This is a genomic window from Tsukamurella asaccharolytica, from assembly GCF_007858435.1.
Classification (GTDB): Bacteria; Actinomycetota; Actinomycetes; order Mycobacteriales; family Mycobacteriaceae; genus Tsukamurella; species Tsukamurella asaccharolytica.
This window is the reverse complement of record NZ_VIGW01000011.1, coordinates 12,543-36,516: the sequence shown is the minus strand read 5'-3', so window position 1 is coordinate 36,516 and position 23,974 is coordinate 12,543. Positions and strand designations below refer to the sequence as shown.

At 67.2% G+C, this 23,974-nt stretch carries 22 protein-coding genes; 13 read left to right on the top strand and 9 right to left on the bottom strand.

Features of this window, described 5'->3' with window-relative positions; all coding sequences use genetic code 11:
* The first annotated feature begins 145 nt into the window (after positions 1–145).
* The 3 genes from FK529_RS16245 to FK529_RS16235 all read left to right on the top strand — a co-directional run bounded on the left by FK529_RS16245 (position 146) and on the right by FK529_RS16235 (position 3,087).
* A complete protein-coding gene (locus FK529_RS16245; protein ID WP_146563127.1) occupies positions 146–1,072 on the top strand; it encodes an intradiol ring-cleavage dioxygenase in 927 nt (308 codons plus the stop codon).
* A 120-nt stretch (positions 1,073–1,192) separates the two neighbouring features.
* Entirely contained in the window at positions 1,193–2,545 is a 1,353-nt protein-coding gene (locus FK529_RS16240; protein ID WP_146563125.1) for an LLM class flavin-dependent oxidoreductase, read from the top strand.
* Between the two features lie 65 nt (positions 2,546–2,610).
* Positions 2,611–3,087 carry an HD domain-containing protein gene (locus tag FK529_RS16235; RefSeq protein WP_146563123.1) on the top strand — a complete coding sequence of 159 codons (477 nt, stop codon included), beginning with the start codon at positions 2,611–2,613 and terminating at the stop codon, positions 3,085–3,087.
* A gap of 71 nt (positions 3,088–3,158) precedes the next feature.
* On the opposite strand, the gene FK529_RS16230 is transcribed toward FK529_RS16235, so the two are convergent.
* From FK529_RS16230 to FK529_RS16215, 4 genes are read right to left on the bottom strand one after another with little or no spacing between them, the layout of a single operon-like run.
* Positions 3,159–6,581, bottom strand: coding sequence for a DEAD/DEAH box helicase family protein (locus FK529_RS16230; RefSeq protein WP_146563122.1), 3,423 nt, complete (start codon positions 6,579–6,581; stop codon positions 3,159–3,161).
* A gap of 42 nt (positions 6,582–6,623) precedes the next feature.
* Positions 6,624–7,517, bottom strand: a complete 894-nt coding sequence (locus tag FK529_RS16225; RefSeq protein ID WP_231703136.1) for a restriction endonuclease — start codon at positions 7,515–7,517, stop codon at positions 6,624–6,626.
* 26 nt (positions 7,518–7,543) lie between these two features.
* A complete protein-coding gene (locus FK529_RS16220) occupies positions 7,544–8,707 on the bottom strand; it encodes a restriction endonuclease subunit S (RefSeq protein ID WP_146563117.1) in 1,164 nt (387 codons plus the stop codon).
* The gene (locus tag FK529_RS16215) at positions 8,704–10,164 is read right to left on the bottom strand and encodes a type I restriction-modification system subunit M (protein WP_146563115.1); all 1,461 of its coding nucleotides are present in this window, start codon (positions 10,162–10,164) and stop codon (positions 8,704–8,706) included. The genes FK529_RS16220 and FK529_RS16215 overlap by 4 nt, the downstream gene beginning before the upstream one ends.
* A gap of 252 nt (positions 10,165–10,416) precedes the next feature.
* Here FK529_RS16215 and FK529_RS16210 point away from each other — a divergent pair, with 252 nt between their 5' ends.
* From FK529_RS16210 to FK529_RS16165, 10 genes are all read left to right on the top strand, one after another.
* Entirely contained in the window at positions 10,417–11,286 is an 870-nt protein-coding gene (locus tag FK529_RS16210) for a hypothetical protein (RefSeq protein WP_146563113.1), read from the top strand.
* Positions 11,287–11,288: 2 nt separating this feature from the next.
* Positions 11,289–11,735 (top strand): riboflavin biosynthesis intermediates N-glycosidase, encoded by a 447-nt coding sequence (ybiA, locus tag FK529_RS16205; protein WP_146563111.1) that lies wholly within the window; start codon positions 11,289–11,291, stop codon positions 11,733–11,735.
* A gap of 299 nt (positions 11,736–12,034) precedes the next feature.
* On the top strand, positions 12,035–12,700 hold the full coding sequence (locus FK529_RS16200; RefSeq protein ID WP_146563109.1) for a DUF4352 domain-containing protein: 666 nt from the start codon (positions 12,035–12,037) through the stop codon (positions 12,698–12,700).
* A gap of 172 nt (positions 12,701–12,872) precedes the next feature.
* Positions 12,873–13,256, top strand: coding sequence for a TA system antitoxin ParD family protein (locus FK529_RS16195; RefSeq protein ID WP_146563107.1), 384 nt, complete (start codon positions 12,873–12,875; stop codon positions 13,254–13,256).
* Positions 13,253–13,837: an ATPase gene (locus FK529_RS16190; protein WP_146563105.1), complete on the top strand. Its 585-nt coding sequence runs from the start codon at positions 13,253–13,255 to the stop codon at positions 13,835–13,837. The genes FK529_RS16195 and FK529_RS16190 overlap by 4 nt, the downstream gene beginning before the upstream one ends.
* A gap of 52 nt (positions 13,838–13,889) precedes the next feature.
* Entirely contained in the window at positions 13,890–14,894 is a 1,005-nt protein-coding gene (locus FK529_RS16185) for a hypothetical protein (protein WP_146563103.1), read from the top strand.
* Positions 14,895–14,932: 38 nt separating this feature from the next.
* Positions 14,933–15,943: an ankyrin repeat domain-containing protein gene (locus FK529_RS16180; RefSeq protein ID WP_146563101.1), complete on the top strand. Its 1,011-nt coding sequence runs from the start codon at positions 14,933–14,935 to the stop codon at positions 15,941–15,943.
* A gap of 40 nt (positions 15,944–15,983) precedes the next feature.
* Positions 15,984–17,438 (top strand): peptide MFS transporter, encoded by a 1,455-nt coding sequence (locus FK529_RS16175; RefSeq protein ID WP_146563099.1) that lies wholly within the window; start codon positions 15,984–15,986, stop codon positions 17,436–17,438.
* A gap of 132 nt (positions 17,439–17,570) precedes the next feature.
* Positions 17,571–19,148 carry a GMC family oxidoreductase gene (locus FK529_RS16170; RefSeq protein ID WP_146563097.1) on the top strand — a complete coding sequence of 526 codons (1,578 nt, stop codon included), beginning with the start codon at positions 17,571–17,573 and terminating at the stop codon, positions 19,146–19,148.
* Positions 19,145–20,635 carry an aldehyde dehydrogenase family protein gene (locus FK529_RS16165; RefSeq protein ID WP_146563095.1) on the top strand — a complete coding sequence of 497 codons (1,491 nt, stop codon included), beginning with the start codon at positions 19,145–19,147 and terminating at the stop codon, positions 20,633–20,635. The genes FK529_RS16170 and FK529_RS16165 overlap by 4 nt, the downstream gene beginning before the upstream one ends.
* Before the next feature lie 4 nt (positions 20,636–20,639).
* Here the strand turns inward: FK529_RS16165 and FK529_RS16160 are convergent, their stop codons facing one another.
* The 5 genes from FK529_RS16160 to FK529_RS16140 all read right to left on the bottom strand — a co-directional run bounded on the left by FK529_RS16160 (position 20,640) and on the right by FK529_RS16140 (position 23,969).
* Positions 20,640–21,092 (bottom strand): PH domain-containing protein, encoded by a 453-nt coding sequence (locus FK529_RS16160; protein ID WP_231703143.1) that lies wholly within the window; start codon positions 21,090–21,092, stop codon positions 20,640–20,642.
* A 75-nt stretch (positions 21,093–21,167) separates the two neighbouring features.
* The gene (locus FK529_RS16155; protein WP_146563091.1) at positions 21,168–21,614 is read right to left on the bottom strand and encodes a 6,7-dimethyl-8-ribityllumazine synthase; all 447 of its coding nucleotides are present in this window, start codon (positions 21,612–21,614) and stop codon (positions 21,168–21,170) included.
* Positions 21,611–22,090 (bottom strand): 6,7-dimethyl-8-ribityllumazine synthase, encoded by a 480-nt coding sequence (gene ribH, locus FK529_RS16150; RefSeq protein ID WP_146563089.1) that lies wholly within the window; start codon positions 22,088–22,090, stop codon positions 21,611–21,613. The genes FK529_RS16155 and ribH overlap by 4 nt, the downstream gene beginning before the upstream one ends.
* Entirely contained in the window at positions 22,087–23,334 is a 1,248-nt protein-coding gene (locus tag FK529_RS16145; protein ID WP_146563087.1) for a bifunctional 3,4-dihydroxy-2-butanone-4-phosphate synthase/GTP cyclohydrolase II, read from the bottom strand. Before FK529_RS16145 ends, ribH begins: the two co-directional genes overlap by 4 nt.
* A 2-nt stretch (positions 23,335–23,336) precedes the next feature.
* Positions 23,337–23,969 (bottom strand): riboflavin synthase, encoded by a 633-nt coding sequence (locus FK529_RS16140; RefSeq protein WP_146563085.1) that lies wholly within the window; start codon positions 23,967–23,969, stop codon positions 23,337–23,339.
* Positions 23,970–23,974 lie beyond the last annotated feature (5 nt).

Genomic DNA, 23,974 nt, shown 5'->3' with positions numbered 1-23,974 from the left:
CCCTTCGACGATGCCCGCACGCTATCGCCGAGGTCTGACATCTTCCGGCTCCCAGCGGGTTCACAGCGACATCGGAGACGCCGGGACGAAACGGTCGTTAGCGTTCATTTCGACGCGGGGATCGGCCCCGCCCGAAAGGAACGTCATGCGCCGCACGTACCAGGGACGCGCTCTGCCCCGACCGGACGAGGAGGTCGTCGATCAGGGACTCGGCTTCGACCTCGGAACCCTGACCAACCGACGGCGGATGCTCTCGATGCTCGGGATCGGCACTCTCGGGCTCGGGTTGGCCGCGTGCGGGACGAACGCGAACACGACGCCCGGGACCTCGTCCTCGCCGGCGTCCGCGGCATCGTCGGCGGCGGGCACCGCGACGGCCCTGGCGGAGATCCCCGACGAGACGGCCGGCCCCTACCCCGGCGACGGGTCGAACGGACCCGACGTCCTCGAGCAGGCCGGCGTGATCCGCAGCGACATCCGGTCCAGCTTCGGCGAGATGCGCGGGACCGCCGAGGGCGTCCCGATCGACCTGGAGCTGACGGTGCGCGACCTCGCGAACGGCGGCGTGCCCTTCGCCGGCGTGGCCGTGTACGTCTGGCACTGCGACCGGGAGGGTCGGTACTCGCTGTACACCGAGGGCGCCACCGATCAGAACTACCTGCGCGGCGTCCAGATCGCCGACGGTGCCGGGACCGTCCGGTTCACGAGCATCTTCCCCGCCTGTTACGAGGGCCGTTGGCCGCACATCCATTTCGAGGTCTACCGCGATCGCGGGGACATCGCCGATTCCACGAAGGCGATCGCCACCTCGCAGCTGGCCTTCCCGAAGGACGTGTGCGACGCCGTCTACGCCACCGCCGGGTACGAATCCTCCGTCAGGACTCTGAGCCGGGTGTCGCTGACCTCCGACGGGATCTTCGGCGAGGACGGCGCCGCCCACCAGCTCGCCACCGTCACCGGCGACGTGACGTCCGGCTATCGCGTGTCCCTCCCCGTCGGCGTGGACACCCGAACGGAACCGACGGTCCCGAGCATGCCAGGGCCCCCGCCGGGCGGTGGGCGGCCGCGGTAGCGGCGGGGCGGATGCCACCGCGCCAGCGGCAGAGCAACTTCCATGCACGGGGATCCCAAGGGGTCCGCGCGCCATCGGCGGCCCGAAGACTGCAGGCAGTCGCCCGATGAAAGGAACGCCATGACCCGCCAGCTTCACCTCGGTGGTTTCCAGATCGCCTCGCACGTCACGCATTCGCACGCCGCGTGGCGCCATCCCGCATCCGATCCGGCGTTCCTCACACCGGAGTACTACCACCGGATCGGACGGATCCTGGAACGCGGCAGATTCGACTTCTTGTTCTTCGCGGACCTGCTCTCCGTGCCCACGCGGTTCGGGAACGACATCGACGAATCCTTGCGCCGGGGAACCCAGGCCTCCGCGACGCTCGATCCGTCCATCGTGGCGGCGTCCATCGGCGCCGTCACCTCACGGCTCGGGATCGCGATCACCAAGTCCACCACCTATTTCCATCCGTTCGAGCTGGCGCGGATCTTCTCCAGCCTCGACCACATCACCCGGGGTCGGATCGCGTGGAACATCGTGACGTCGCTCAGCCAGTCGGAGGCGCTGAACTTCGGGCACGACGAGCACCTCGAGCACGACCTGCGGTACGTGCGGGCGCAGGAGTTCGTCGAGACGGCGGTCGAGCTGTGGGCATCGTGGGAGGCGGATGCGCTGGTCCAGGACAAGGAGTCCGGCGTCTTCGCCGACCCCTCGCGGATCCACGCCGTCGACCGCCGATCAGAGCACTTCCGCACCCGCGGCCCGTTGCCGACACCACGGTCGCCGCAGGGCCGGCCGGTGCTGATCCAGGCCGGATCGTCGGGCCGGGGCAAGGACTTCGCAGCGAAGTGGGCCGAGGCGATCTTCGAGATCGATCCGACGCCCGAGGGCAGGCGCGCGTACTACGACGACGTGAAGTCGCGGGCGACGAACTTCGGCCGGAACCCCGAACACGTGAAGATCTTCCCCTCGTTCATCCCGTTCGTGGGTGAGACGGAGTCGATCGCACGCGAGAAGCAGGCCTTCCACAACGATCTGGCCGATCCGATCTCCGGGCTGATCACGCTGTCGGTCCACACCGATCACGACTTCTCGCAGTACGACCTGGACAAGCCCGTGGAGGACGTCACGGTCACCGGAACGCAGGGACTGTTCGACGTGGCCCGGCGCCTGTCCGAGCGCGACAATCTGACGCTGCGGGACATCGGCAAGCTGTACGCGCAGGGGGTGCTGCTCCCGCAGTTCGTCGGGACGGCCTCGGACATCGCGGACCAGATCGAGGAGGGGTTCACCGGCGGGGAGGCCGACGGCTACATCCTCTCCGCCGCCAGCTCGCCCGGCACGTTCAACGACTTCGTCGACTTCGTGGTCCCCGAGCTGCAGCGACGCGGCCTGTTCCGCCGGGAGTACTCCGGCACCACCCTGCGCGAGCACCTCGGCCTCCCCGCCGACCCCTTCGCGCCGCGGGAGACGGCGAAAGCGAGCTGACCGCGTTCCCTCGCGCGACCTACCTGTCAGCGACCGGTGCCACTACGGGCACCAGGAGGTAGGACATGACAATCGATGCCATCGCCGATTCCGTCGCGGAAGCCGCGCACGCGGGGCAGACGGACAAGGCCGGGAACGACTACATCACCCACCCGCGCAGGGTGGCGGACCTGGTCGCGCCGCAGACCCCGGAGAACCGTGCGGCGGCACTGCTGCACGACGTGCTGGAGGACACGCCGGTGACTGCGCGGGACCTCGTCGACGCCGGGATCCCGGCGTCCGTCGTGCACGCCGTCGCACTGCTCACCCGTCGGGACGAGGTGCCGAGCGACGAGTACTACGCCGCGATCCGCACGGATCCGATCGCGCTGGCGGTCAAGCGGGCCGACATCGCCGACAACACCGATCCGGCGCGGCTCGCGCTGCTCGATTCCGCGACCCCGGCTCGATTGCGGGCCAAGTACACCGCCGCACTTCACGGCGCGCAACTCCTCCAGCGAGCGGCGCTGCGGCCGGTCCGTGCGGTGATGGCATCCGGCTAGGACGCAAGCCGTGGAGCGCCGCCACCCGATTCTCCCGGGCGGGCGACGCTCCTCCTGCCAGATCGCTTGTTTCAGCTTGCGGAGTGCACGCCGGCGGAGGAGGGGTCGTCCGGCGCGGGGTTCGCCGTCTCCTTGATATGCCTGAGAATGCCGACGATCTCCACGACCTGTGCCCGCTCGGGAAAGACGAGGTCGGGTCCGCCCTGCGCCGCATCGGTGTACGGAGCCTGGAACAGGCGCTTCGGTTCGACGACGCCGTTCGCGGTGAGCTCGTCGACGATCATGTTGACGAAGCGCACCTGCTCGACGGAGAACTTGGAGTCGTCGAGGAAGTCACCGAAGGCCTCGACTGCGGCTGCTCGATCGAGTCCGACGAGCGACCTGACGAACAGGCCGAGCCCCCCGCTTCGCTCCCTCACCCACGCCAGATCACCGTCCGAACCGCCGGCGTCGATCAGCATCTGCGCCAGCGTTTTCAGGTCGGCTGGTGTGAGCTGCTTATTGCGACGCAGTCGTTGCAGAACGACGTTCTCGAACTGTGATCGCAGGTACGCCGATGTCTTGGCTTTGAACCGGTCGAAGTTCGTCCCCGGCATCGTTCCTGGGAGTTTCACCTCCGTGGGCGCGAGCAGCTCGTCGCTGAAATCGGTGTAGACGGGGTTGTGCTTGACCGTCTCCGTGAACCTCATCAGCGTTCTGAGTCGGGTCCGGGCGGACTCCAACATCGCGACGGTGACGTCGATCCACCACTCATCACCCGCGACCGCCTCGATCATCTCGGCCTGGGCTTGGACCATCGGAATGGTCAGTTTCCCCAAGAGGGAGTTCGCGATGTCCTGCGCGGCCTGTCGGACGCGGTCGGCGGTGGAGGCGTCCCCCTCAAGCTGGGCGAGTTGCCCCCTGAGCATGAGCAGATCGAAGCGCTTGGCCTTCTCGTCGGAGTCGACGGTCGCCGAGGGCAGTCCGGCCAGGTCCACGACCGTCGCCTCGACGGCCGCAGTCAGTTCCGACCACGCGCCTCTGTCAGAGAACTGCTCCACGGCCTTGCGATGCGGGCGCACGAGGAAGTTGTCGGTACTCATCCCGGCTACGTACTCATGCAGGGCGTCGAGGGTCGAAACCTTGAGCTCGCCGTCGGAGTCGGTGAGAGTCCGAGCGAGGGCCACACGCGCCTCGAAAAGTCGCTGCGAGAGTGATTTCTGGATCGATCCCTCGGATCCGGGGAGGTCCTGACTGAAGTACGCAAGATTGTCGCAGAAGTCGAAGACATAGAAGTCCTTCTTGTCTTCCCCCGGGCCGAAGAGATCCGAGCACAGTCGGGTGCCGCGGCCGATCATCTGCCAGAACTTGGACTTCGAGCGAACCGCCTTGAAGAAGACCAAGTTCACCACCTCGGGCACGTCGATGCCGGTGTCGAGCATGTCGACGGAGATCGCGATGTGGGGCGCCTTGTCCGCCGCGGAGAAGTCGTCGATCAAGCTCTGTGCGTACGGCGAGTTATGGGTGATCACGCGTGCGAATGAGCCCGCGTAGTGCGGCCACTGGAGGTCGAATCGGTGCTGAATGAACTCGGCATGCGCCTGGTTCTTCGCGAAGATGATCGTCTTACCGAGCCGGTCGCCGCCGGCGACCTTGTGGCCGTCGGCCATGAGGTTCGCGAGCACCTGATCCACCGTATTCTCGTTGAAGAGGAACCGATTAATCTCCTCCGCTCCGACTTCATCAGGGGAATCGCCGTTGCCCCAATCGAGCGCGTCCCACTGCTCGCGCTCCTCCTCAGTGAGGTCGTCGTACCGAATGCCGTGACGGAGGAACTTCGTACCCACCGCGATCCCCTTCGGCGGAACGAGGTAGTCGTCCTTGACTGCGTCCTCCAGCGAGTATGCATCCGTCGGCACGCCGTCCTCCAGATGGAAGAGCCGGTAAGTGTTGTGGTCCACCTCGTCCTTCGGGGTGGCGGTGAGTCCCACGAGCAGACCGTCGAACCAGTCGAAGATCGCGCCGTATTTTGCGTACACCGAGCGGTGCGCCTCGTCGATGACGATCAGGTCGAAGTAGCCCGGGCCGAACCTGCGGCCGGTCTCGCTGTCTACGTCGTTGATCAGGTTCATCATGGTGGGATACGTCGAGACGTACACCCGACCATCGATCGCCTTCTCGGACACCAGGTTCACGGTGGTCGCGTCCGGTAGGTGCACCTTGAAGGCGTTCGATGCCTGGGTGACGAGCGCGGTCCGGTCGGCGAGGAACAGCACGCGTTTGACCCAGTTCGCACGGGCGAGCTGGTCCACGAGGGCGATGACCGTGCGGGTCTTGCCGGACCCGGTGGCCATGACGAGAAGGGCGTCGCGGTTGTGCTGGGCGAAGGCATCGTCGACCGCACGGATGGCGCGTTCCTGGTAGTAGCGGCCCGCGATGTCGCCGTTGATCGAGACGGTGCCGAGGGGTTTCCTGGTTGTGCGGCGCAGAACCAGGTAGTCGAGCTCGTCTGGCGTGAAGAAACCCTGAACCTGTCGCGGCGGGTAGCCGCCCTCGTCGTCCCAGATCCAGTGGCTGTAGCCGTTCGAGTAGAAGATCACCGGTCGGCGGCCGTACTCGCGCTCGAGACAGTCGGCGTAGAGCTTCGCCTGCTGCTGGCCGACGTCCGGACTCTTGTTCGTGCGTTTGGCCTCGATCAAGGCCAGTGGCTTGCCGTCGCTCCCCCAGAGTACGTAGTCCACGTACCCCGCTCCCGAGGTGTTTGGCATCCCGCTCACTTCGTGCTCGGTAGTGACCTTGGCCGGTCCGACGACGCTCCCGATCGTCCAGCCGGCCTCGTCGAGCAGGAGGTCGATGAACGCATCGCGTGTGGCGGCCTCGTTGTAGTCATGGGTATCCGCGGCCTTCTTCGCGGTTGCCGCGGCGATCTGCTGTTGCAGTTCGGCGATCTTCGCATCGTGCGCGGCCTGCAGTTCGGCCTTCTCCGCGCGCTCCTGGGCGAGCGCTTCACGCTCCTTCGCGAGTGCGGCGTCCTGCGCAGCGAACTTCCCCGCGAGCTCAGCGATCTCGGCCTGGCTGAGCGGCGCGGACTGCGCGGCGAGCGCGGGGTTGAACTGCGCTCCCATGGGAGCGAGTTCAGGATGGCGCGAGTAGGAATGTGTAGCCCACACCATCAGGTGGAACAGCTCCCGCAGAACATCTGCGGACCGTTCCGCACGCACGGGTCGGGTGTCGTGCACCGCATCGTTGCCGTTGCGCCGGATCAGATTCAGCTTCTGCTGAATCATCGGGGAGACCTTGGCCTTGAACCTCGGATCGTTGATGTGCGCTGCGAGGTCGTTCCTGTACGGCGCCGGCAGTTCAAGGAGGTCGTACAGGTAGTGCACGAGTTCTTCGATCGCGCGGCGGCCGTAGAAGCACGCGGACCGGGGATCGGAGGTCAGGTAAGACTCCGCCCGAGCACAGTCGGCGTGTACAGACGGTAGTGACCTGTAGACGAAGTCGAAGTTTCCCATCTGCCTGTTCCTCCCCCTCGAAACCCGCGCGACTATCTGAACCTACTCGAAGAAGTCCTCGTCGACCTCGACGATCTGGAGTGTCTGCTTCACCTGAACGCCCACGCCGTACCGGATCATCAGATCCGCGAGCCGGACACCGTCGATGAGGATGATCCGTGTCGGCACGATCTCGGCGTATTCGACCGCACCCTTCGAGAATCGGGCAGTAGTGATGAAGACGCCGCCGTCGGCTTTGCCGCTGAGCGCGCCAACGAATGCCTGCAGTTCCGGGCGCCCGACGGAGTTGTCCGGCGCGTAGCGCTTGGCCTGCACGTAGACGCGCGACAGACCGAGGGCGTCCTGGTCGATGATCCCGTCGATCCCGCCATCGTTGGACGCACGGGTCACGGTCGCTCTGCCACCCGCGCCGCCGTACCCCATGGCGACAAGGAGATCGACCACGGTCTGCTCGAAGAACGTCGGGCTGTTGTCGTGCAATCGGGTCAGCAGGTCATCGGCGACGGTGGCGTTGATCCGACCGATGCCGTCAGCGATCTGTTCTTCGGGATCGAGAGCCGTCACTGGCTCGGGATCTGACGTGATGGCCGTTTCCCGAGCCTCCACCCCCTGAAGCGCCTTCCAGGTGTGAGATGCGTCAGGGTCGCCGACGAATGCACGCAGCGCCTTTTCGGAGACCCCGTCCGGATGCTCAGCCAGGAGCCTCCGCCCGGAACCGGTAATCGCGTAGTGCCCGCGGGCCGGGCGACTGAGCGCACCCGCCCTTCCGAGGTACGACGTGGCCCACCCGATCCGGTTCCGAAACCTGAGCTGCCCCGACGGCAGCGTCTCCGCGAGTTCTTCCTCCGACAGCCGCTCAGCGACCACGACGCGCTCCTCAAGGTCGCGACGCTTCACCGTGTGCCCGGACCGCAGCTCCCGCAGGACCGGCGCCATGAACTCGTCCCACGTCGGCATCACCATCAGAGCTCTCCCCGGAACGCCTGCGACCGAATCGCTCCCATCAGCTCTTCGAGCTGCGCAGAACGACGATCAACCTTCAGTTTCTCCTGCCGAATCACATCCACCATCCCAGCGAACTCATCCTGCTTCGCCTTACAAATATCAGGGAATGCCAGCTTCCGAACGTCGTTCTGGTTGATGCTTGCCTGGTTGATAGACTTTTTTGCGCGCCCCAGAACCTGCACCTTTGCGGAATTGGAATTCAGCCAGTACGCCACAAAACATGGATTCGCTCGCTCTTCATCCACGCGAATTCTCATCATATTCGATTCGAATACAGAACCATCGGCCGTTTCATCGATCATTACCGACTTTCCGAGGTGAGAGAGGGCATTGACACGATTGATTACAACATCACCCGCCCGCAGCTCGAATCGCTCTCGGTCCGTCTCTGAAATACCTACCAGTTTCCATGGCTTACTATTCAGGTTTCCCTGAGAATCAAAACCGTCGATGCGGAGAATCGGCGTTCCAGCCCCATAGCGAGCAGAGGGGACGTATATACCGTTTGAAGGCCCCTCGGAAATGATCGAGCCGAAGTCGACCTGCCCAACAGACCTATCAATCATTCCTCGAAGGAAGGAGGAAGCAAGCTCAGCAAACTTCGCGAGAATGTTCCTATTCAAGCCCGTGATAGCCTCGGCACGGTCAAGAATTGTGGCGACGCGGATCTGCTCATCGAGACTAGGCAGCGGTAGCAACAGGTTCGCCAGGTAGTCGACCGGGACGCGGCGCTGGCCACCGCTTCCGATCATTCTCAAAGTTCCCTTGGCCTCAACCTCACGCCTGCGCAAGAAGTGCAACAAGTACCGATCATGAACTTTCCCACCGGGGCGTAATACGTGGAATTCAGTCGATCCAACCCCGATCGAATGATCGAGGACTGCCTGCCCAATCTTGCCGTTCTCCCAGCACGGCGTGATCTTTGCCGCCAACAGATCTCCGTCACGGAAGACCGTGTACCCTTTCGAGACCTCTTCGAATCGACGAGTTTCAAGCGGAACTGCAATCGCAGCCGCAGAATCAAGCTGAGCCATTCCCACGAAAGACACATCCTCATCGGCGTCGACACTCTCGCCACGAGGGTTGATGTGGACGACCTCGTGTAGTGGAACTACATTCACGACAAGAGGCTCCTGATCTCTGCCAGACCGACTGCGATCTCCGCATCGAGGTTCTCGATCTGCACGATGATCTCGAGGGGCGGCCGGTGTTCAACCTCGTCGTACTCGATCTCCTTGTAACGATTGATCGAAAGGTCGTAGCCTTGGGCGACGATCTCCTCCTTGCGGACAGTGAACGACTTGTCAGTCCGGGCACGCTCGCGCTCGGCGCCATCGCGATCAGCCCACCGCGCACGCACGTCGGGGAGGTCATTATCGCCGCTCAGATTCCGCTTGTCGTCTAGGGAGAAGCCGTCGGCGGTGACATCGTAGAACCAGACCTCATCCGTGCCACCGGAGTCGGTCTTGGTGAACAGCAGAATCGCAGCAGACACACCGGTATAGGGCTTGAAGACACCCGAGGCAAGCTTGATGACACCGTCGAGCTTCTGGTCCTCCACGAGGATCCTGCGCAGTTCCTTATGAGCCTTGGAACTGCCGAAGAGGACGCCGTCGGGCACGATGACCGCCGCCCGACCGCCGGGCTTAAGTAGCTTGAGGAAGAGTGCTAGAAAAAGCAACTCGGTCTTCTTCGTCTTGACCGTGCGCTGCAGGTCCTTCGAGGTGGCCTCGTAGTCGAGCGAACCGGCGAACGGCGGGTTGGCGAGGATCAGGGTGTACTTCTCGGCATCGCCGCTCGCTCCCTCCGAAAGGGAGTCCCGGTAGCGGATGTCGGGCTCCTCCACGCCGTGAAGCAGCATGTTCATGGAGCCGATCCGCAGCATGGTGCTGTCGAAATCATAGCCGTGGAACATCGAGCGGTGGAAGTGGCTGAACTGCTCAGCGTTCGACATCGAGGTCGGATGCTTGTCCCGGACGTACTCGCTCGCCGCGACTAGAAAGCCGGCGGTGCCGCACGCCGGATCGCAGATCTCGTCGCCCGGCTTCGGTTCCATGAGGTCGACCATCAGCTGGATAATGTGCCTCGGCGTGCGGAACTGCCCGTTGGTGCCGGACGTCGACAGCTTGGAGAGCATGTATTCGTACAGGTCACCGTTGGTGTCGCGGTTTTCCATCGGAATGCCGTCGAGCATGTCGACGACCCGAGACAGCAACGCCGGCGTCGGGATAGTGAACCTGGCGTCCTTCATGTGCTCGGAGTAGGTCGAGCCGTCAGTGCCCATGTTCTGTAGGAACGGGAACACCTTTTGACCGACGGTCGCGAACATCTCGGCAGGACCCTCGTGCCGGAAGACGTTCCAGCGAAGTTCCTCCTGGCCGGGCTCGAAGATCGGGTCCGTGATGCCCTCGCCGAGGATCTCGTTCTCGCGCTCCTTGAGCCGCTGCAGCTCGTCGAGCCGACGAATGAACAGTAGGTAGGTGATCTGCTCGATCACTTCGAGCGGGTTGCTGATCCCGCCGGACCAGAAGGCGTCCCAGACGCGGTCGATCTTGTTCTTGAGCTCTCCGGTGATCACCCGGCCAACCATAGCGGTGGGTCCGTCGCCGTTCGCAGACATCTCGTTCTCCTTCGCCGGCCGGTACTTCCAGCGCAGCCGATCAGGATGCATCGGAGGACTGACATGTTCTGAGGCCACCAATATTCAGGCGACGAACGTGCCGATGACCTGCTGTGATTCAAAAGTGTCAGACGCGCACGGCATCCTGAGCGGCTGGCCCGAAGGTGGCCGGCCGCGGTGTACCCGCGCACGAACCACCAAGGAGCGATCATGACCGACGTCAGCACACTCGGACCACTCCGCGACACTGTCCAGAGTGTCTGCGCCGCGCGCGGCCTTACCTACGAGCCGTACAGCCACGACGCGTACCGCATCGATGACGCGATCTGCGGGCTCGCCAACCTCGCCTCCGGCGTCGCTCACGTCGACGAGGCGGACTGGCCCGAGGAGGTCCACCAGTGGCTCGCAGGTCTTGATCGGATTCGCAAGGTACGGGCCTCCGAGGTCACGGAGGCGAACATCTACCCGAGGCTGACGCGAAACGCGGTCCCGGACGCCTCGGACCCCGCCTACCCGGTGACTGGGCTCGTACCCGGGCTGTCGCTGATCTTTGCCGCTGACTATCCGACTCACGTCTCCGGGCTGCCGGCCTCGGCCCTCTTCACCCACGTCGGCGAACTCGAAGAGGTCGGCCGGATCTCCATCAACAACCTGCACCGACTCCCGGTGCCCGACCCCGACCTCGTCGACCTCGAGATCGACGGCTCCGACCGTCCTGTTGTCGCGTTCGAATTCGACGACTTCTTCGCGCCGTCCCGCCTGCTCTACGCCTCAACATTCGCCGCTGAGCACCTCACACCGTCCGACCACGGCTTCCTGGCGGCGGCACCGACCCGGGACGTCCTTCTCTTCCTTCCGGTCGATGCGGACAACATCTTGAACCAAGTCAACGTCTTCGCCAGCACGGTGGACAACCTGTACCGGAGCGGTCCCGGATCGGCCTGCGAGATCACGTACCACCTGTCGCCCGCCGGCGACCTCGACGCAGTTGCCTCCCTGACCGCGGAAAACAGCCTCTACTTCCGACCGAACGAGTACCTGGCGTCGAAGTTCTTCCATTCTGACAAGTCGGAGGCCTGACAATGCGCGTAATCGATAGCTTCCGCGGTGACAACCTCTTCCTTTCGAACTTCTACCCCACTCGAGTCGAGTTCCGCGGCACGATGTTTCCGAGCGCCGAGCACGCCTTCATGTCCGCGAAGACCAACGACGAGCAAAGCATCGAGCAGATACGAACGGCAGCGACACCGGCTGACGCGAAGCGCATCGGCCGCTCTGTGACGCTCGTCGCCGACTGGGACCGCATCCGCTTCGATGTCATGGCAGACGTTCTGGCCGCCAAATTCGACGATCCCGAGCTCGCCCAACGTCTCGTCGCCACTGGCGGCGCCGTGCTGATCGAGGGCAACACCTGGCACGACCAGACCTGGGGTTCCTGCACCTGCGACCGCCACCGACGGATCGACGGCGACAACGCCCTCGGCGTCCTACTGATGAACGAGCGGTTGCAGCAGAAGTTCGTCGTCTAGAAGTCGCGGCTCCGTCTCACGAGCTGCACGCCGTCACAAGGCCTGACGGCCCGAGACCTGCACCGGTTGGCCTCCAAAAACTTGTCAGTGCCCAGTGCGATGCTTCCTCCATCAGGTCCTGGGGAGGATGAAATGACGGCACGCACACGCATTCTGACGTGAACTAACAGTCACCACTTCTGACGGGCGCCGTCCGCGCACCGTCGACCTGATCCACCGGAGCCGCGGGCTCCACTCACGACGTGAGGCACTTCCCGCCTCTCGTCGACTTCACCGATCCCAAGAATCGAGGATTCGTCATGTCTCAGCAGCCCTTCCCGCTGCAGCCCGGCCAGCCCGAGCAGCCCTACGCCGGGCAGCCGTACCCCGGCCAGCCCGCGCCGTACGGCACCCCGCCGCCTCCCCCGGCGAAGAAGAAGCGCAAGTGGCCGTGGATCGTGCTCGCGGTGATCGCCTTCCTGGTGGTCGTCTCCGTCGCGACCGGCGGCGGCGACAAGGACGAGGCGACCGCCGCCGGCGGCACCACGGCCGGAGCCACCGCCGCCGCGAAGTCGGACCCGAAGGCCGCCGGGCTGAACACTCCTGTCCGCGACGGGAAGTTCGAGTTCGTGGTGACCGGCGTCCAGGCCGGCCTGACGGACATCGGCGACAATCCGTACCTGGCGAAGAAGGCGCAGGGGCAGTTCGTGATCGTCTCCATGACGGTGAAGAACATCGGCACCAAGCCCCAGAGCTTCTCCCCCAGCTCGCAGAAGCTCAAGGACGCGCAGGGCCGCACGTTCGAGTCCGACTCGATGGCGCAGATCGCGCTCGGCGACTCCGACGTGCCGGTGTGGGACAACATCAACCCCGGCAACACGGTGCAGGTGAAGGTCGTCTTCGACATGCCCAAGGACGCCGCACCCGCCACCCTCGAGCTGCACGACTCGATGTTCTCCGGCGGCGCGACCGTCGCCCTGAAGTAGTCGGACTCCTGGGTGGTTCTGCTCGCGCCCAGGCGCGTGCAGAACCACCCGCCGAAGGCGCCTGCCCACGGTCGCCGGATCAGCCCTGCGCCGATCTCAGAGCCTGCAATCAAGCCCGTCGAGGCGTAGCATGTTGCTACAACAGACCCGCGCTGCACCGAACGAGGCCAACATGCCGCACCCCACTCGCATTGCTGACGACGTCTTCGAGTCCGCTCGGACCGAAGCGGAACGCGAAGGGCGATCTGTCGCCGAACAGGTGAATCACTGGGCTCGAGTGGGCCGCGAAGTATCGATCCACGACACCGCGGCGCGTCGTCGAGTGGAGGCCGCGCTCGCGGGCACCGGTTCCATTGACGATCTCGACGCGGAGGAGAGCAGGGTGTTCAACGCGGAAGTTCGCGTCAGAATCCGAGAACGACTGCGGGACGTCGATTTCAGCGAGGCACTCGCGGCGCGGGGAATCGTCACGGTTTCCCTGGACGAGCAGGCGCGCATGATCGAGCGCCACCCGGACGGATCCACGCGGATGTTGTCGGAGGAGCCGGCGAAGTGAGCCAACTCGAACTGGTCGTCGGCCCCAATGGTGCGGGCAAGTCGACCTTCGTCGAGTTCGTTCTCCTTCCCATTCTCGGGGACATTCCGTTCGTCAATGCCGATGTGATCGCGAAGGAACGCTGGCCTGAGGCTCCCGAATCGCATTCGTACGAGGCCGCGCGTACCGCATCCGAACTGCGCAACAGACTGATCAGCATCGGACGTTCGTTCGTCGCGGAGACAGTGTTCTCGCATCCGTCCAAGCTGGATCTGGTGCGATCTGCGGTGTCCCACGGCTACGACGTCAACATGCACGTCGTGATGGTCCCGTCGGACCTGTCCGTACAGCGTGTCCGGCGTCGATCGGACGCCGGCGGACACGACGTACCCGAGGACAAGATCCGGGAGCGCCACGAGCGGCTCTGGCCACTGGTTGTTCAGGCCGTCGCTCGGAGTACTACTGCGGCGTTCTACGACAACACGGACGCCGCGGGCCCACTGATCGTCGCCAAGTTCGCCCACGGCGTCGTCGTGACTCCTCCACGATGGCCGAGCTGGGCTCCGACAGTACTCACCGAGGCATGGCCTGTGGATAACTGACGTCGAGCGCTGAATCGGTACATTCGAGGTAGGGCTCTGGAGGAGGTTCGAGATGGCGGAGACGGTGCCCCAGGAGATCGCGCACCGCGTGACCACGGCGGCGGACGCGGTCCCGGTCGGGCGGGAGCAGGCGCAGGCCGCGGCGCAGGACGCCGCCCGCTACCTGCAGGACCTGCGCGCGGCCGCCATCAACGACGCCTACCGTCGGTACACCGCGAGCAATGCCCCGGGCTATCTCGCGCACCTGCAGTACGGCTCACCACCCCGGATCCAGAAGGGCGCGGCCGTCGTCGTCCTGATCGGCGCGCTCGTGGTCAGCAGTGCGATCGCGACGGCGGGCGTCCCCGCGATCCTGATCCTCCTGCTCGCGGCCGCGGGGGTGGTCGGGTTCCACTTCTGGCGGCTCACGCGGTACAAGAATCGCATCGCCGAGCGCGAGCAGGCGCGTCTCGCCGCGAATCCGTGGCCGTTCGGTGCCGAGCGCACCCCCGCGTACAACCCGGGCGCGGAGCCGGGGCAGACCCGCGTGGAGACCCGACTCCTGGGCGTCGCGGTCCTGCTCACCGAGGAGATCCGCCGTTCGCCCGCGTGGAACAACCCGCTCCTGGACCAGCACCGCGTCCGGATCAACCTCGACGCCACGCTGCAGGACATCAGCCACCGCGCCTACCGCGTGTGGCGCATGCGCACCGACACCCCGCGTCCCTCGGATGCGTCGCCGATCACCCCCACGCTCGCCCAGCACCTCGACGAGTACACCCACGCGGCACGCCTGGCCGAGGACGCCCTCCGCGATCACGTCGCGGCACTCGCCGAGTACCTGGGCGAGCTGCGGCCAGTCGAACGGCTCCTCGGCGACCTGCAGATCCTCGACCGCACCAACAGCAGCGCGCACCGCGAGCTGCTCGACCAGCTCTACCGCGACGCCGTGGGCAACGAGGCCGACGCACTGCGCTTCCAGAGCCACGCGAACGAGCTGCGCGACCTGCAGGCGAGCCTCGACGCCCAGTTCCACTTCCTCCGCGAGCAGGTGGCGCGGACCAACCTGCGGCGCTGAGCCGACCCCCGGCGAGCGAGCACCGGACGGGAGCCGCCATGACCGACCGAGCACGCAGCGGCTCCGCCGCCGCGTCGAACGCCGACCTCACCGTGGACCCGGGCGCCGTGGACGAGTCCGCGCTCGCGCCGGAGGACCTGTTCTCCTCGCTGGCCTGCCTCAGGTACGGACCGTCGGACGAGCCGCCGAGGTGGCGCGCCGCCGAGGAGTTGCTCGCGCGCGACCCCGGCATCGTCGGCCGGAGTATCTGGGCGGCCGCCGCGGCAAGCGATACCGAGGCGGTCGCGGCGCACCTGCGCGCCGATCCCTCCCTCGCCGCCGCTCCGGGGGGCCCGTTCGGCTGGCATCCGCTCATGTACCTCTGCTACTCGCGGCTCCCGCTGGCCAGCGCACAGGAGAACGCGCTGGACACTGCAACCCTGCTCCTCGACGCCGGCGCCGACCCCGACACGGGCTTCCTGCATTCCGGCCTGCCGACCCCGTTCACGGCCCTCACCGGGGTCTTCGGCGAGGGCGAGCAGGGTGCGGGCCGGCAACCTCGCCACCCCCGCTGCGACGAGCTCGCGTCGCTGCTCCTGGATCGCGGGGCGCACCCCGTCGACCAACAGGCGCTGTACAACCGCATGTTCCGGCCGGACGACGCACACCTGACACTGCTCTTCGCGTACGGGCTGGCCGACGCGGGCCCCGGCCCGTGGGAGACGCGTCCCGGTGCCCAGACCGAGAACCGTGCTCAGATGTGGCGCCGCCAGATCGACTGGGCGGCGCAGCACGGCTTCTCGGCGCGCCTCACGCTCCTGGCCGAACACGGCATCGACACCGGTGGAGCGACCGCGGCGGTCCACCGGGTCCCCGAGGATCCGAACGCGAAAGACGAGGAGGGCGCGACGCCGCTGCACCACGCGGCCTGGGCGGGTGATCTCGACCTGATCCGGACGCTGCTCGACGCCGGCGCCGACCGCACCGTCGTCGACGAGCGCTACGGCGCCACGCCGCGCGGGTGGGCCGAGCACGCGTACCAACCGGAGGCGGAGAGACTCCTTCGCTGAGCTCACCCACGGCGCGGCCTCCGCATGGTTTCATCATCCAATGACCACCACCCCCGGTTACAAACCTGACACCCGCTTCTTCGGACACCCGTGGCCGCTGGTGAACCTGTTCGGCGTCGAGATGTGGGAGCGCTTCTCGTTCTACGGGATGCAGGCGATCCTCGCGTACTACCTGTACTACTCGGCTTCGGAAGGCGGCCTCGGCTTCGACAAGACCACCTCACTCGGGATAGTCGGCGCCTACGGCGGCTTCGTCTACCTTTCGACGATCGCCGGCGGCTGGGTCTCGGACCGCCTCCTCGGCGCGGAACGGACCCTCTACTACTCCGCCTGCCTGGTGATGGCGGGCCACATCGCCCTCGCCGTCGTCCCCGGGGCCGCGGGCGTCGCCATCGGCCTCGTGCTCGTCGCCATCGGCTCCGGCGGCGTGAAGGGCAACGCCACGAAGGTGGTCGGCGACCTGTACCCGAACGGCGACACCCGCCGTGACGCGGGCTTCTCGCTGTTCTACATGGGCGTCAACCTGGGCGCCTTCCTCGGCCCCCTGCTCACCGGCTACCTGCAGCAGAGCGCCGGCTTCCACTGGGGCTTCGGCCTCGCCGCGGTCGGCATGGCGCTGGGACTCCTGCAGTACGGACTGACCCGCAGGATGCTGCCCCGGATCAGCCGAGAGGTGCCGAACCCGGCCTCCCGCACCGACATCCAGCGGGTCGTCGGCGGCGTCGTGGCCGCGATCGCCCTCGTCGTCGGCCTCATCCTGCTCGGCGTGATCACCGCGAGCAACCTGGTCGACGCGGTGATCATCACGGTCGCCGTGATCTCCCTCGCCTACTTCGTCTTCCTCCTGCGCAGCAAGCGGGTCGACGGTGCCGAGCGCAACGGAGTGAAAGCCTTCATCCCGCTGTTCCTGTCCCAGGTGGCGTTCTGGGCCCTGTTCCAGCAGATGTTCACCTTCGTCGCGGTCTACGCCGACGAGCGCCTCGACCGGAATCTCGGCGGGTGGGAGTTCCCGGCCTCCTGGATCCAGTCCGTGGACCCGGTGTACATCCTGATCTTCGCGCCGGTGTTCGCGGCGCTGTGGACCAAGCTCGGCCCCCGCCAGCCCAGCACTCCGATCAAGTTCGCCATCGGCACCATCGGGATCGGCGTCGCCTTCCTGGCGTTCCTGCTCATGCCACCCGGCGTGAACACGGTCCCGCTGATCGGGCTGCTCGGGATCATGCTCATCTTCGCGCTCGCCGAGCTGTGCATCTCCCCCGTCGGACTCAGTGTGTCCACGAAGCTCGCGCCGCGCGCCTTCGCCGCGCAAATGGTGGCGCTGAACTTCCTGTCGATCAGCCTCGGCACCGCACTCGCCGGACGTCTGGCGACGTTCTACGACCAGAACGACGAGGCGCCGTACTTCCTGATCCTCGGCGGCACCGCCATCGCCGTCGGCCTCGCGGTGGTGGCCCTGACCCCGATGATCAAGCGGTTGGCCCCCGCCGTCGCCTGACGGGGCCGCGCCCGCGCCGCGATCCGCCGGACCCGGCGCGGGCGGCCCCGTCGAACCTGTTCATTCCCCGTCCGCCAGCGAGGCTTCCGAGTAACTTCGTGGGCAAGCACTGGGACGACGCGAGGAGCGGGTTTGCAGGCGGACGAGTACGACTACATCGTGGTGGGAGCCGGCAGCGCGGGCGCCGTCATGGCAGCGCGGCTCTCGGAGGATCCGGGCGTCTCCGTCCTGCTCCTCGAGGCGGGCGGCGAGGCGGACGCGGACGAGATCCACATCCCGCTCGCCTTCTCCGCGATGTTCAAGACCAAGTGGGATTGGAACTACACCACCACCCCGCAGAAGCACCTGGCCGACCGCCCAGCGTACTGGCCGCGGATGAAGGCCCTCGGCGGCTGCTCGTCGCTCAACGCGATGATCTACATCCGCGGCAACCGCGCCGACTACGACGGCTGGGCCGCGCAGGGCGCGACGGGCTGGTCGTTCGACGAGGTGCTGCCGTACTTCCGCAAGGCGGAGGGCAACACCCGACTGGGAGGACCGTTCCACGGCACGGACGGCCCACTCACGGTGGAGGACCGGCGCTTCAACCACCCGCTGACGCACGCCTTCGTCGACTCGGCGGTCGCGTGGGGGCTCACACCCACCGACGATTTCAACGGTGCATCGCAGGACGGCGCGGGCCTGTACCAGGTCACCTGCAAGGGCGGGCGGCGCTGGTCCACCGACAAGGCGTATCTCGAGCCGAACCGCGGCCGCCCCAACCTCACGGTCGCGACCCGCTCCACGGCCCAGCGCATCGAGTTCGAGGGTGACCGCGCCGCGGGAGTCACGATCCGCACCGGCGGCGCCGACCAGACGCTCCGCGCGCGCCGCGAAGTGATCGTCAGCGGCGGCGCGATCAATTCGCCTCAGCTGCTGATGCTTTCGGGTATCGGCCCGGCGGAGCATCTCGCCGAGCACGGTATCGACGTCCGGTCGGCACTTCCGGGCGTCGGCGCGAACCTGCACGACCATCCGATGGTCCCCGTCGACTTCGACGTGCACGGCAGCTACGACCTGCTGGAGAAGCAGGACCTCGGCAACCTGCTGCGCTGGAAGGTGACGGGCACGGGCCCGCTCGCGTCGAACGGCGCGGAGTCGGGCGCGTTCCTCCGGTCCCGGGAGGATCTCGAGCACCCCGACCTGCAGCTCCACGTCATGCCGGCGGGCGTCTACGACAACCTCCTGCACGAGACGCACCGTCGCGGCCTGATGCTCGGCCCCACGGTGGTCGACGTCGCCAGCCGCGGGACGCTGCGGCTGCGCTCTGCGGACCCGAACTTCAAGCCGGCTCTCGAACCGAACTACTACGACGCCGCCGCGGACGCCGAAGCGATGGTCGCCGGAGTACGCGCCGTGCTGGAGATCGCGCACCAGGGCCCGCTCGCCCGGTACCTGGGCAAGCCCTGGCACATCGCCGACGACCCGTCGGAGGACGAGATCCGCGCGCTCATCGCGAACTACACGCAGACGCTGTTCCACCCCGTCGGCACGTGCCGCATGGGCACCGACGACGATGCGGTCGTCGATCCCCACCTGCGCGTCCGCGGGGTCGAGGGCCTGCGTGTGGTCGACGCCTCCGTCATGCCCGCCGTGCCGCGCGGCAACACGAACGCCCCCACCATCATGATCGCCGAGAAGGCGGCCGACGAGATCAGGAAGTCAGCATGACCGCAGCGAACACGCAGACCTTCGACTCCCTCAACCCGCGCACGGGCGACGTGGTCGAGACCTACCCGATCCACTCGGCCGAGCACGTGCACGCCGTCGTCGCGCGGGCCCGCGAGCAGGCCGACTGGTGGCAGGAGATCGGCTTCGAGGGGCGCAAAAAGGCCCTCACCACGTGGAAGGGTGTGATCACCCGGCGGATCAACCAGCTGGCGCAGATCGTGCACGACGAGACGGGCAAGCCGCACGGCGACGCCCTGCTCGAGGCCGCCCTCGGCATCGACCACCTGGCGTACGCCGCCAACAACGCCAAGAAGGTCCTCGGGCCGCGGCGCGTCGGCTCGGGCCTGGTGATGGCGAACCAGTCGGCGACGGTGCGCTACCACCCGCTGGGCGTGGTCGGCGTCATCGGGCCGTGGAACTACCCGGTGTTCACTCCGATGGGCTCGATCGCCTACGCGCTCGCGGCCGGCAACGCCGTCGTCTTCAAGCCGTCCGAGTACACGCCCGGCGTGGGCGTGTGGCTGGCCCGCACCTTCGAGGAGGCCGTCGGCCGCCCCGTCCTCCAGGCGGTCACGGGCCTCGGCGAGACCGGCAACGCGCTGTGCACGTCCGGCGTGGACAAGGTGGCCTTCACCGGCTCGACCGGCACGGGCAAGAAGGTGATGGCCGCGTGCGCCGAGACGCTGACGCCCGTGGTGATCGAAGCCGGCGGCAAGGACGCCTTCCTCGTGGACCGGGACGCCGATCTCGACGCCGCCGCCGACGCCGCGGCCTGGGGCGCCTTCGCCAACGCGGGCCAGACCTGCGTCGGCGTGGAGCGCGTCTACGTGCACAAGGACGTCTACGACCCGTTCCTGGAGAAGCTCGTGGCCAAGGCCCGCGAGGTCACCGCGAACGACTCGGACGAGTCGAAGATCGGGCCGATCACGATGCCGAGCCAGCTGGGGATCATCGCCTCGCACATCGAGGACGCGCTGGCCCGTGGCGGCCGCGCCCTCGTCGGCGGCGCCGACGCGGTCGGCGAGCGGTTCGTCCAGCCGACGGTGCTCGTCGACGTGCCGGAGGATTCGATCGCGGTCACCGAGGAGACCTTCGGGCCGACGGTGACGGTCGCCAAGGTGGACACCATGGATGAGGCGGTCGAGCTCGCGAACGCCACCCGGTACGGCCTCGCCGCGACGGTCTTCTCGAAGGCCCGCGGCATGGAGCTGGCGGACCGGATCCGCTCCGGCATGGCCGCGGTGAACGGCATCATCACCTTCGCGGGCGTGCCGAACCTGCCCTTCGGCGGCGTCGGCGAGTCGGGCTTCGGCCGCATCCACGGCCCCGACGGGCTGCGCGAGTTCACGTACGCCAAGAGCATCGCCCGCAAGCGCTTCAACCCACTGCTCAACCTCACGAGCTTCGCGCGCACCGCGGCGCAGGAGGGTCAGCTCACGCAGCTGATGACCCTGCTGCACGGACGCGGCGGCACGATCGAGAAGTAGCGGCTCAGCGCTGGTACGCGGCGGCGACCTCGCGGACACGGTGCAACGACTGCACCGCGAGTTCGCCGTCCCGGGCCTGGATGGCCCAGATCGCGACGAACTCGTCGCGCGGCAGTTCGAGGTGCGCGAACTGCGCCCCCTCCGGGAACGTGAACCCCTCGACGACGTCCCACGGATAGGTGTTCTCGTTGAGGAGGTTCCGCACCGTCACCCCGTCGGGACCGAGGCGCAGCCGCGGGCGGGCGAAGAGCAGCGCACCGCAGGCCAGGATGACTCCGATGACCACCATGCCCGTCTGGTCGCCGGTCTTGAAGGTGATCCCCGAGTCGCCGCCGGCCTTGAGCAGCCAGGCGACGAAGGCGTGGCCGAGGACGAGCACCACGGCGAACGACCAGGCGTAGATCTTGATCTTGCGCGGGGTCACTTCGAGAACGGGCTGCGTGGTGGCGTCGGTCATCACGGGCTCATTCTACGGAAAGCGGACATCGCCCGGTCACCGGCGGCCCCGGCGTCCCGTGCGGCCCCGCGGCGGTCAAGCGGTCGGCAGCGTCGCGTGCAGGGTCAGGGTGGCGTCGACGGCGCGCGCCGCCTCGGCGCCCTTGCCGACGAAGTGCCGCTCGAAGTAGGCGGTGTGCTCGTCGTGCTCGTGGAAGTGGTGCGGTGTGAGTACCACGGAGAACACGGGGACGTCGGTGTCCAGCTGCACGCGCATGAGGCCGTCGAGGACGGCGGTCGCGACGAACTCGTGCCGGTAGATGCCGCCGTCCACGACCAGCGCGGCGGCGACGACGGCCGCGTAGCGCCCGGTGACGGCGAGCCGCTTCGCGGTGAGCGGGATCTCGTACGCTCCGGGCACCTCGAAGACGTCGACGTCGGCACCGTCGTGGCCGAGGCGTGCCCACTCGGCGACGAAGCCGTCCCGGGCCCGGTCGACGATGTTCCGGTGCCAGGTCGCCTGCACCAGGGCGATGCGGCTCATCCGTCACCCCGCAGCCTGCGCAGCGTGAGCGCGGTGTCGAGGGCCGCGGCCGCGGCCTGCTCACCCTTGTCCTCGGCGGAGCCGGGCAGTCCCGCGCGATCGAGGGCCTCCGCCTCCGTGTTGGTGGTCAGCACGCCGTTGCCGACGGGGACGCCGGCGTCGAGCGAGACCCGCAGCAGGCCCGCGGTGAGCGCGTCGCAGACGTACTCGAAGTGCGGGGTGCCGCCGCGGATCACGACGCCCAGCGCCACCACCGCGTCGTGGTTCCTCGTCAGCTCCTGCGCCACGACGGGCAGCTCGACGGCGCCCGCGACCCGCTCGACGGTGACGTGCCGCACGCCCGCGCCTTCCGCGGTACGGAGCGCGCCCGCGAGGAGCGCCTCGCACACGGTGTCGTGCCAGCGGGAGGCGACGACGGCGAGCCGGAGATCAGCCGCGTCCTCGAGCTGGATGTCGGGGATTCCAGCGCCGCTCACGCGGTACCTCCCTGGTCGAAGTGGTCGAGGCCGCGCAGGTCGTGCCCCATGCGGTCGCGCTTGGTGCGCAGGTAGTGGATGTTCTCGGCGTTGGCGCGCGGCGGCATGGCGACCCGCTCAGTGATCTGCAAGCCGTAGCCGTCGAGGCCGACGCGCTTCGCCGGGTTGTTGGTGAGCAGGCGCATCGACGTGATGCCGAGGTCCACCAGGATCTGCGCCCCGAGGCCGTAGTCGCGGGCATCGGCGGGCAGGCCGAGCTGCAGGTTCGCGTCCACGGTGTCGGCGCCGCCGTCCTGCAGCTGGTAGGCCTGCAGCTTGTGGATGAGGCCGATGCCGCGCCCCTCGTGCCCGCGCATGTACAGCACGACGCCGCGCCCCTCCTGGGCCACCAGCTCCATGGCGGCATCCAGCTGGGGGCCGCAGTCGCAGCGCAGCGAGCCGAAGACGTCGCCGGTGAGACACTCGCTGTGCACGCGGACGAGCACGTCGGCACCGTCGTCGGCGGTGATGTCGCCCTTGACCAGCGCGACGTGCTCGACATCGTCGTAGATCGAGGTGTAGCCGACGGCCTGGAAGTCGCCGTAGCGGGTGGGGATGCGCGCGGAGGCCACCTGCACGACGTGCTTCTCGTGCTTGCGGCGCCAGGCGATCATGTCGGCGATGGAGATCATGGCGAGGCCGTGGTCGTCGGCGAAGACGCGCAGCTCGTCGGACTTGGCCATGCCGCCGGGGTCCTTCTCGGAGACGATTTCGCAGATCACGCCGGCGGGCGCGAGGCCCGCCAGGGTCGCGAGGTCGACGGCGGCCTCGGTGTGGCCGGGGCGGCGCAGCACACCGCCGTCCTTGGCCCGCAGCGGCACGACGTGCCCGGGGCGGGTGAAGTCGGCCACCGTCGAGCTCGGATCGGCCAACGCTCGCATCGTGGTGGCGCGGTCGGCTGCGGAGATGCCGGTGCCCACGCCCGCCTTAGCATCGACGGTGACGGTGTAGGCCGTGCCGTGCTTGTCCTGGTTGGTGGAGTACATGGGCGGAAGCCCCAGCTTGTCGCAGGTGGCGCCGTCGAGCGGCACGCACAGGTAGCCGGAGGTGTAGCGCACCATGAAGGCCACCAACTCGGGCGTCGCCTTCTCCGCGGCGAAGATGAGGTCGCCCTCGTTCTCCCGGTCCTCGTCGTCGACCACGACGACGGCCTTACCTGCAGCGATGTCCTCGATGGCGCGCTCGATGGAATCGAACCTGGTCATGGCTACTTCTCCTCCCCACGCCCGGCGAATCCGGTCAGGCGCTCGACGTACTTGGCGACGATATCCACTTCGAGGTTGACGACGGTGCCTGGCTCGGCCCCGCCGAGGTTGGTGAGCGCGAGGGTGGTGGGGATGAGCGAGACCTCGAACCAGTGCTGCGCATCGTCGCCGGTCACCCCCTGTCCCAGTGCGGAGACGGTGAGCGAGACCCCGTCGATCGTCACGGACCCCTTCTCGACGACGTAGCGGGCGAGATCCTCCGGCAGGGCGAGTCGCACGACGGTCCAGTGCTCGGAGGGGCTCAGGCTCAGGACGGACCCGGTGCCGTCGACGTGGCCCTGCACGATGTGGCCACCGAGGCGGGAGTTCACGGCGGCGGCGCGCTCGAGGTTCACCCGGTCGCCGGGGCCGAGCTTGCGCAGCGAGCTGCGACGGAGCGATTCCTCCATGACATCGGCGGTGAAGGTGCCGCCCTCGACGGTGACGACCGTGAGGCAGACGCCGTTGACGGCGATCGAATCGCCATGTTTCGCATCGGAGGTGACGAGCTCGCCCTGGACCGTGAAACGCGCCGCATCCGGGAGGTCCTCGCGGGCGGTGATCACGCCCAACTCTTCGACGATGCCCGTGAACATCTTCC

What these genes read in the sequence shown, in the direction of transcription:
- FK529_RS16185 (WP_146563103.1), top strand. Translation starts at nt 13,890, where the DNA reads ATGGCGGAGACGGTGCCCCAGGAGATCGCGCACCGCGTGACCACGGCG.
- FK529_RS16155 (WP_146563091.1), bottom strand. Translation starts at nt 21,614, where the DNA reads ATGAGCCGCATCGCCCTGGTGCAGGCGACCTGGCACCGGAACATCGTC.
- FK529_RS16195 (WP_146563107.1), top strand. Translation starts at nt 12,873, where the DNA reads ATGCCGCACCCCACTCGCATTGCTGACGACGTCTTCGAGTCCGCTCGG.
- FK529_RS16165 (WP_146563095.1), top strand. Translation starts at nt 19,145, where the DNA reads ATGACCGCAGCGAACACGCAGACCTTCGACTCCCTCAACCCGCGCACG.
- FK529_RS16240 (WP_146563125.1), top strand. Translation starts at nt 1,193, where the DNA reads ATGACCCGCCAGCTTCACCTCGGTGGTTTCCAGATCGCCTCGCACGTC.
- FK529_RS16200 (WP_146563109.1), top strand. Translation starts at nt 12,035, where the DNA reads ATGTCTCAGCAGCCCTTCCCGCTGCAGCCCGGCCAGCCCGAGCAGCCC.
- FK529_RS16140 (WP_146563085.1), bottom strand. Translation starts at nt 23,969, where the DNA reads ATGTTCACGGGCATCGTCGAAGAGTTGGGCGTGATCACCGCCCGCGAG.
- FK529_RS16145 (WP_146563087.1), bottom strand. Translation starts at nt 23,334, where the DNA reads ATGACCAGGTTCGATTCCATCGAGCGCGCCATCGAGGACATCGCTGCA.
- FK529_RS16230 (WP_146563122.1), bottom strand. Translation starts at nt 6,581, where the DNA reads ATGGGAAACTTCGACTTCGTCTACAGGTCACTACCGTCTGTACACGCC.
- FK529_RS16160 (WP_231703143.1), bottom strand. Translation starts at nt 21,092, where the DNA reads ATGACCGACGCCACCACGCAGCCCGTTCTCGAAGTGACCCCGCGCAAG.
- FK529_RS16245 (WP_146563127.1), top strand. Translation starts at nt 146, where the DNA reads ATGCGCCGCACGTACCAGGGACGCGCTCTGCCCCGACCGGACGAGGAG.
- FK529_RS16180 (WP_146563101.1), top strand. Translation starts at nt 14,933, where the DNA reads ATGACCGACCGAGCACGCAGCGGCTCCGCCGCCGCGTCGAACGCCGAC.
- ybiA (WP_146563111.1), top strand. Translation starts at nt 11,289, where the DNA reads ATGCGCGTAATCGATAGCTTCCGCGGTGACAACCTCTTCCTTTCGAAC.
- FK529_RS16235 (WP_146563123.1), top strand. Translation starts at nt 2,611, where the DNA reads ATGACAATCGATGCCATCGCCGATTCCGTCGCGGAAGCCGCGCACGCG.
- FK529_RS16175 (WP_146563099.1), top strand. Translation starts at nt 15,984, where the DNA reads ATGACCACCACCCCCGGTTACAAACCTGACACCCGCTTCTTCGGACAC.
- FK529_RS16225 (WP_231703136.1), bottom strand. Translation starts at nt 7,517, where the DNA reads ATGGCGCCGGTCCTGCGGGAGCTGCGGTCCGGGCACACGGTGAAGCGT.
- FK529_RS16210 (WP_146563113.1), top strand. Translation starts at nt 10,417, where the DNA reads ATGACCGACGTCAGCACACTCGGACCACTCCGCGACACTGTCCAGAGT.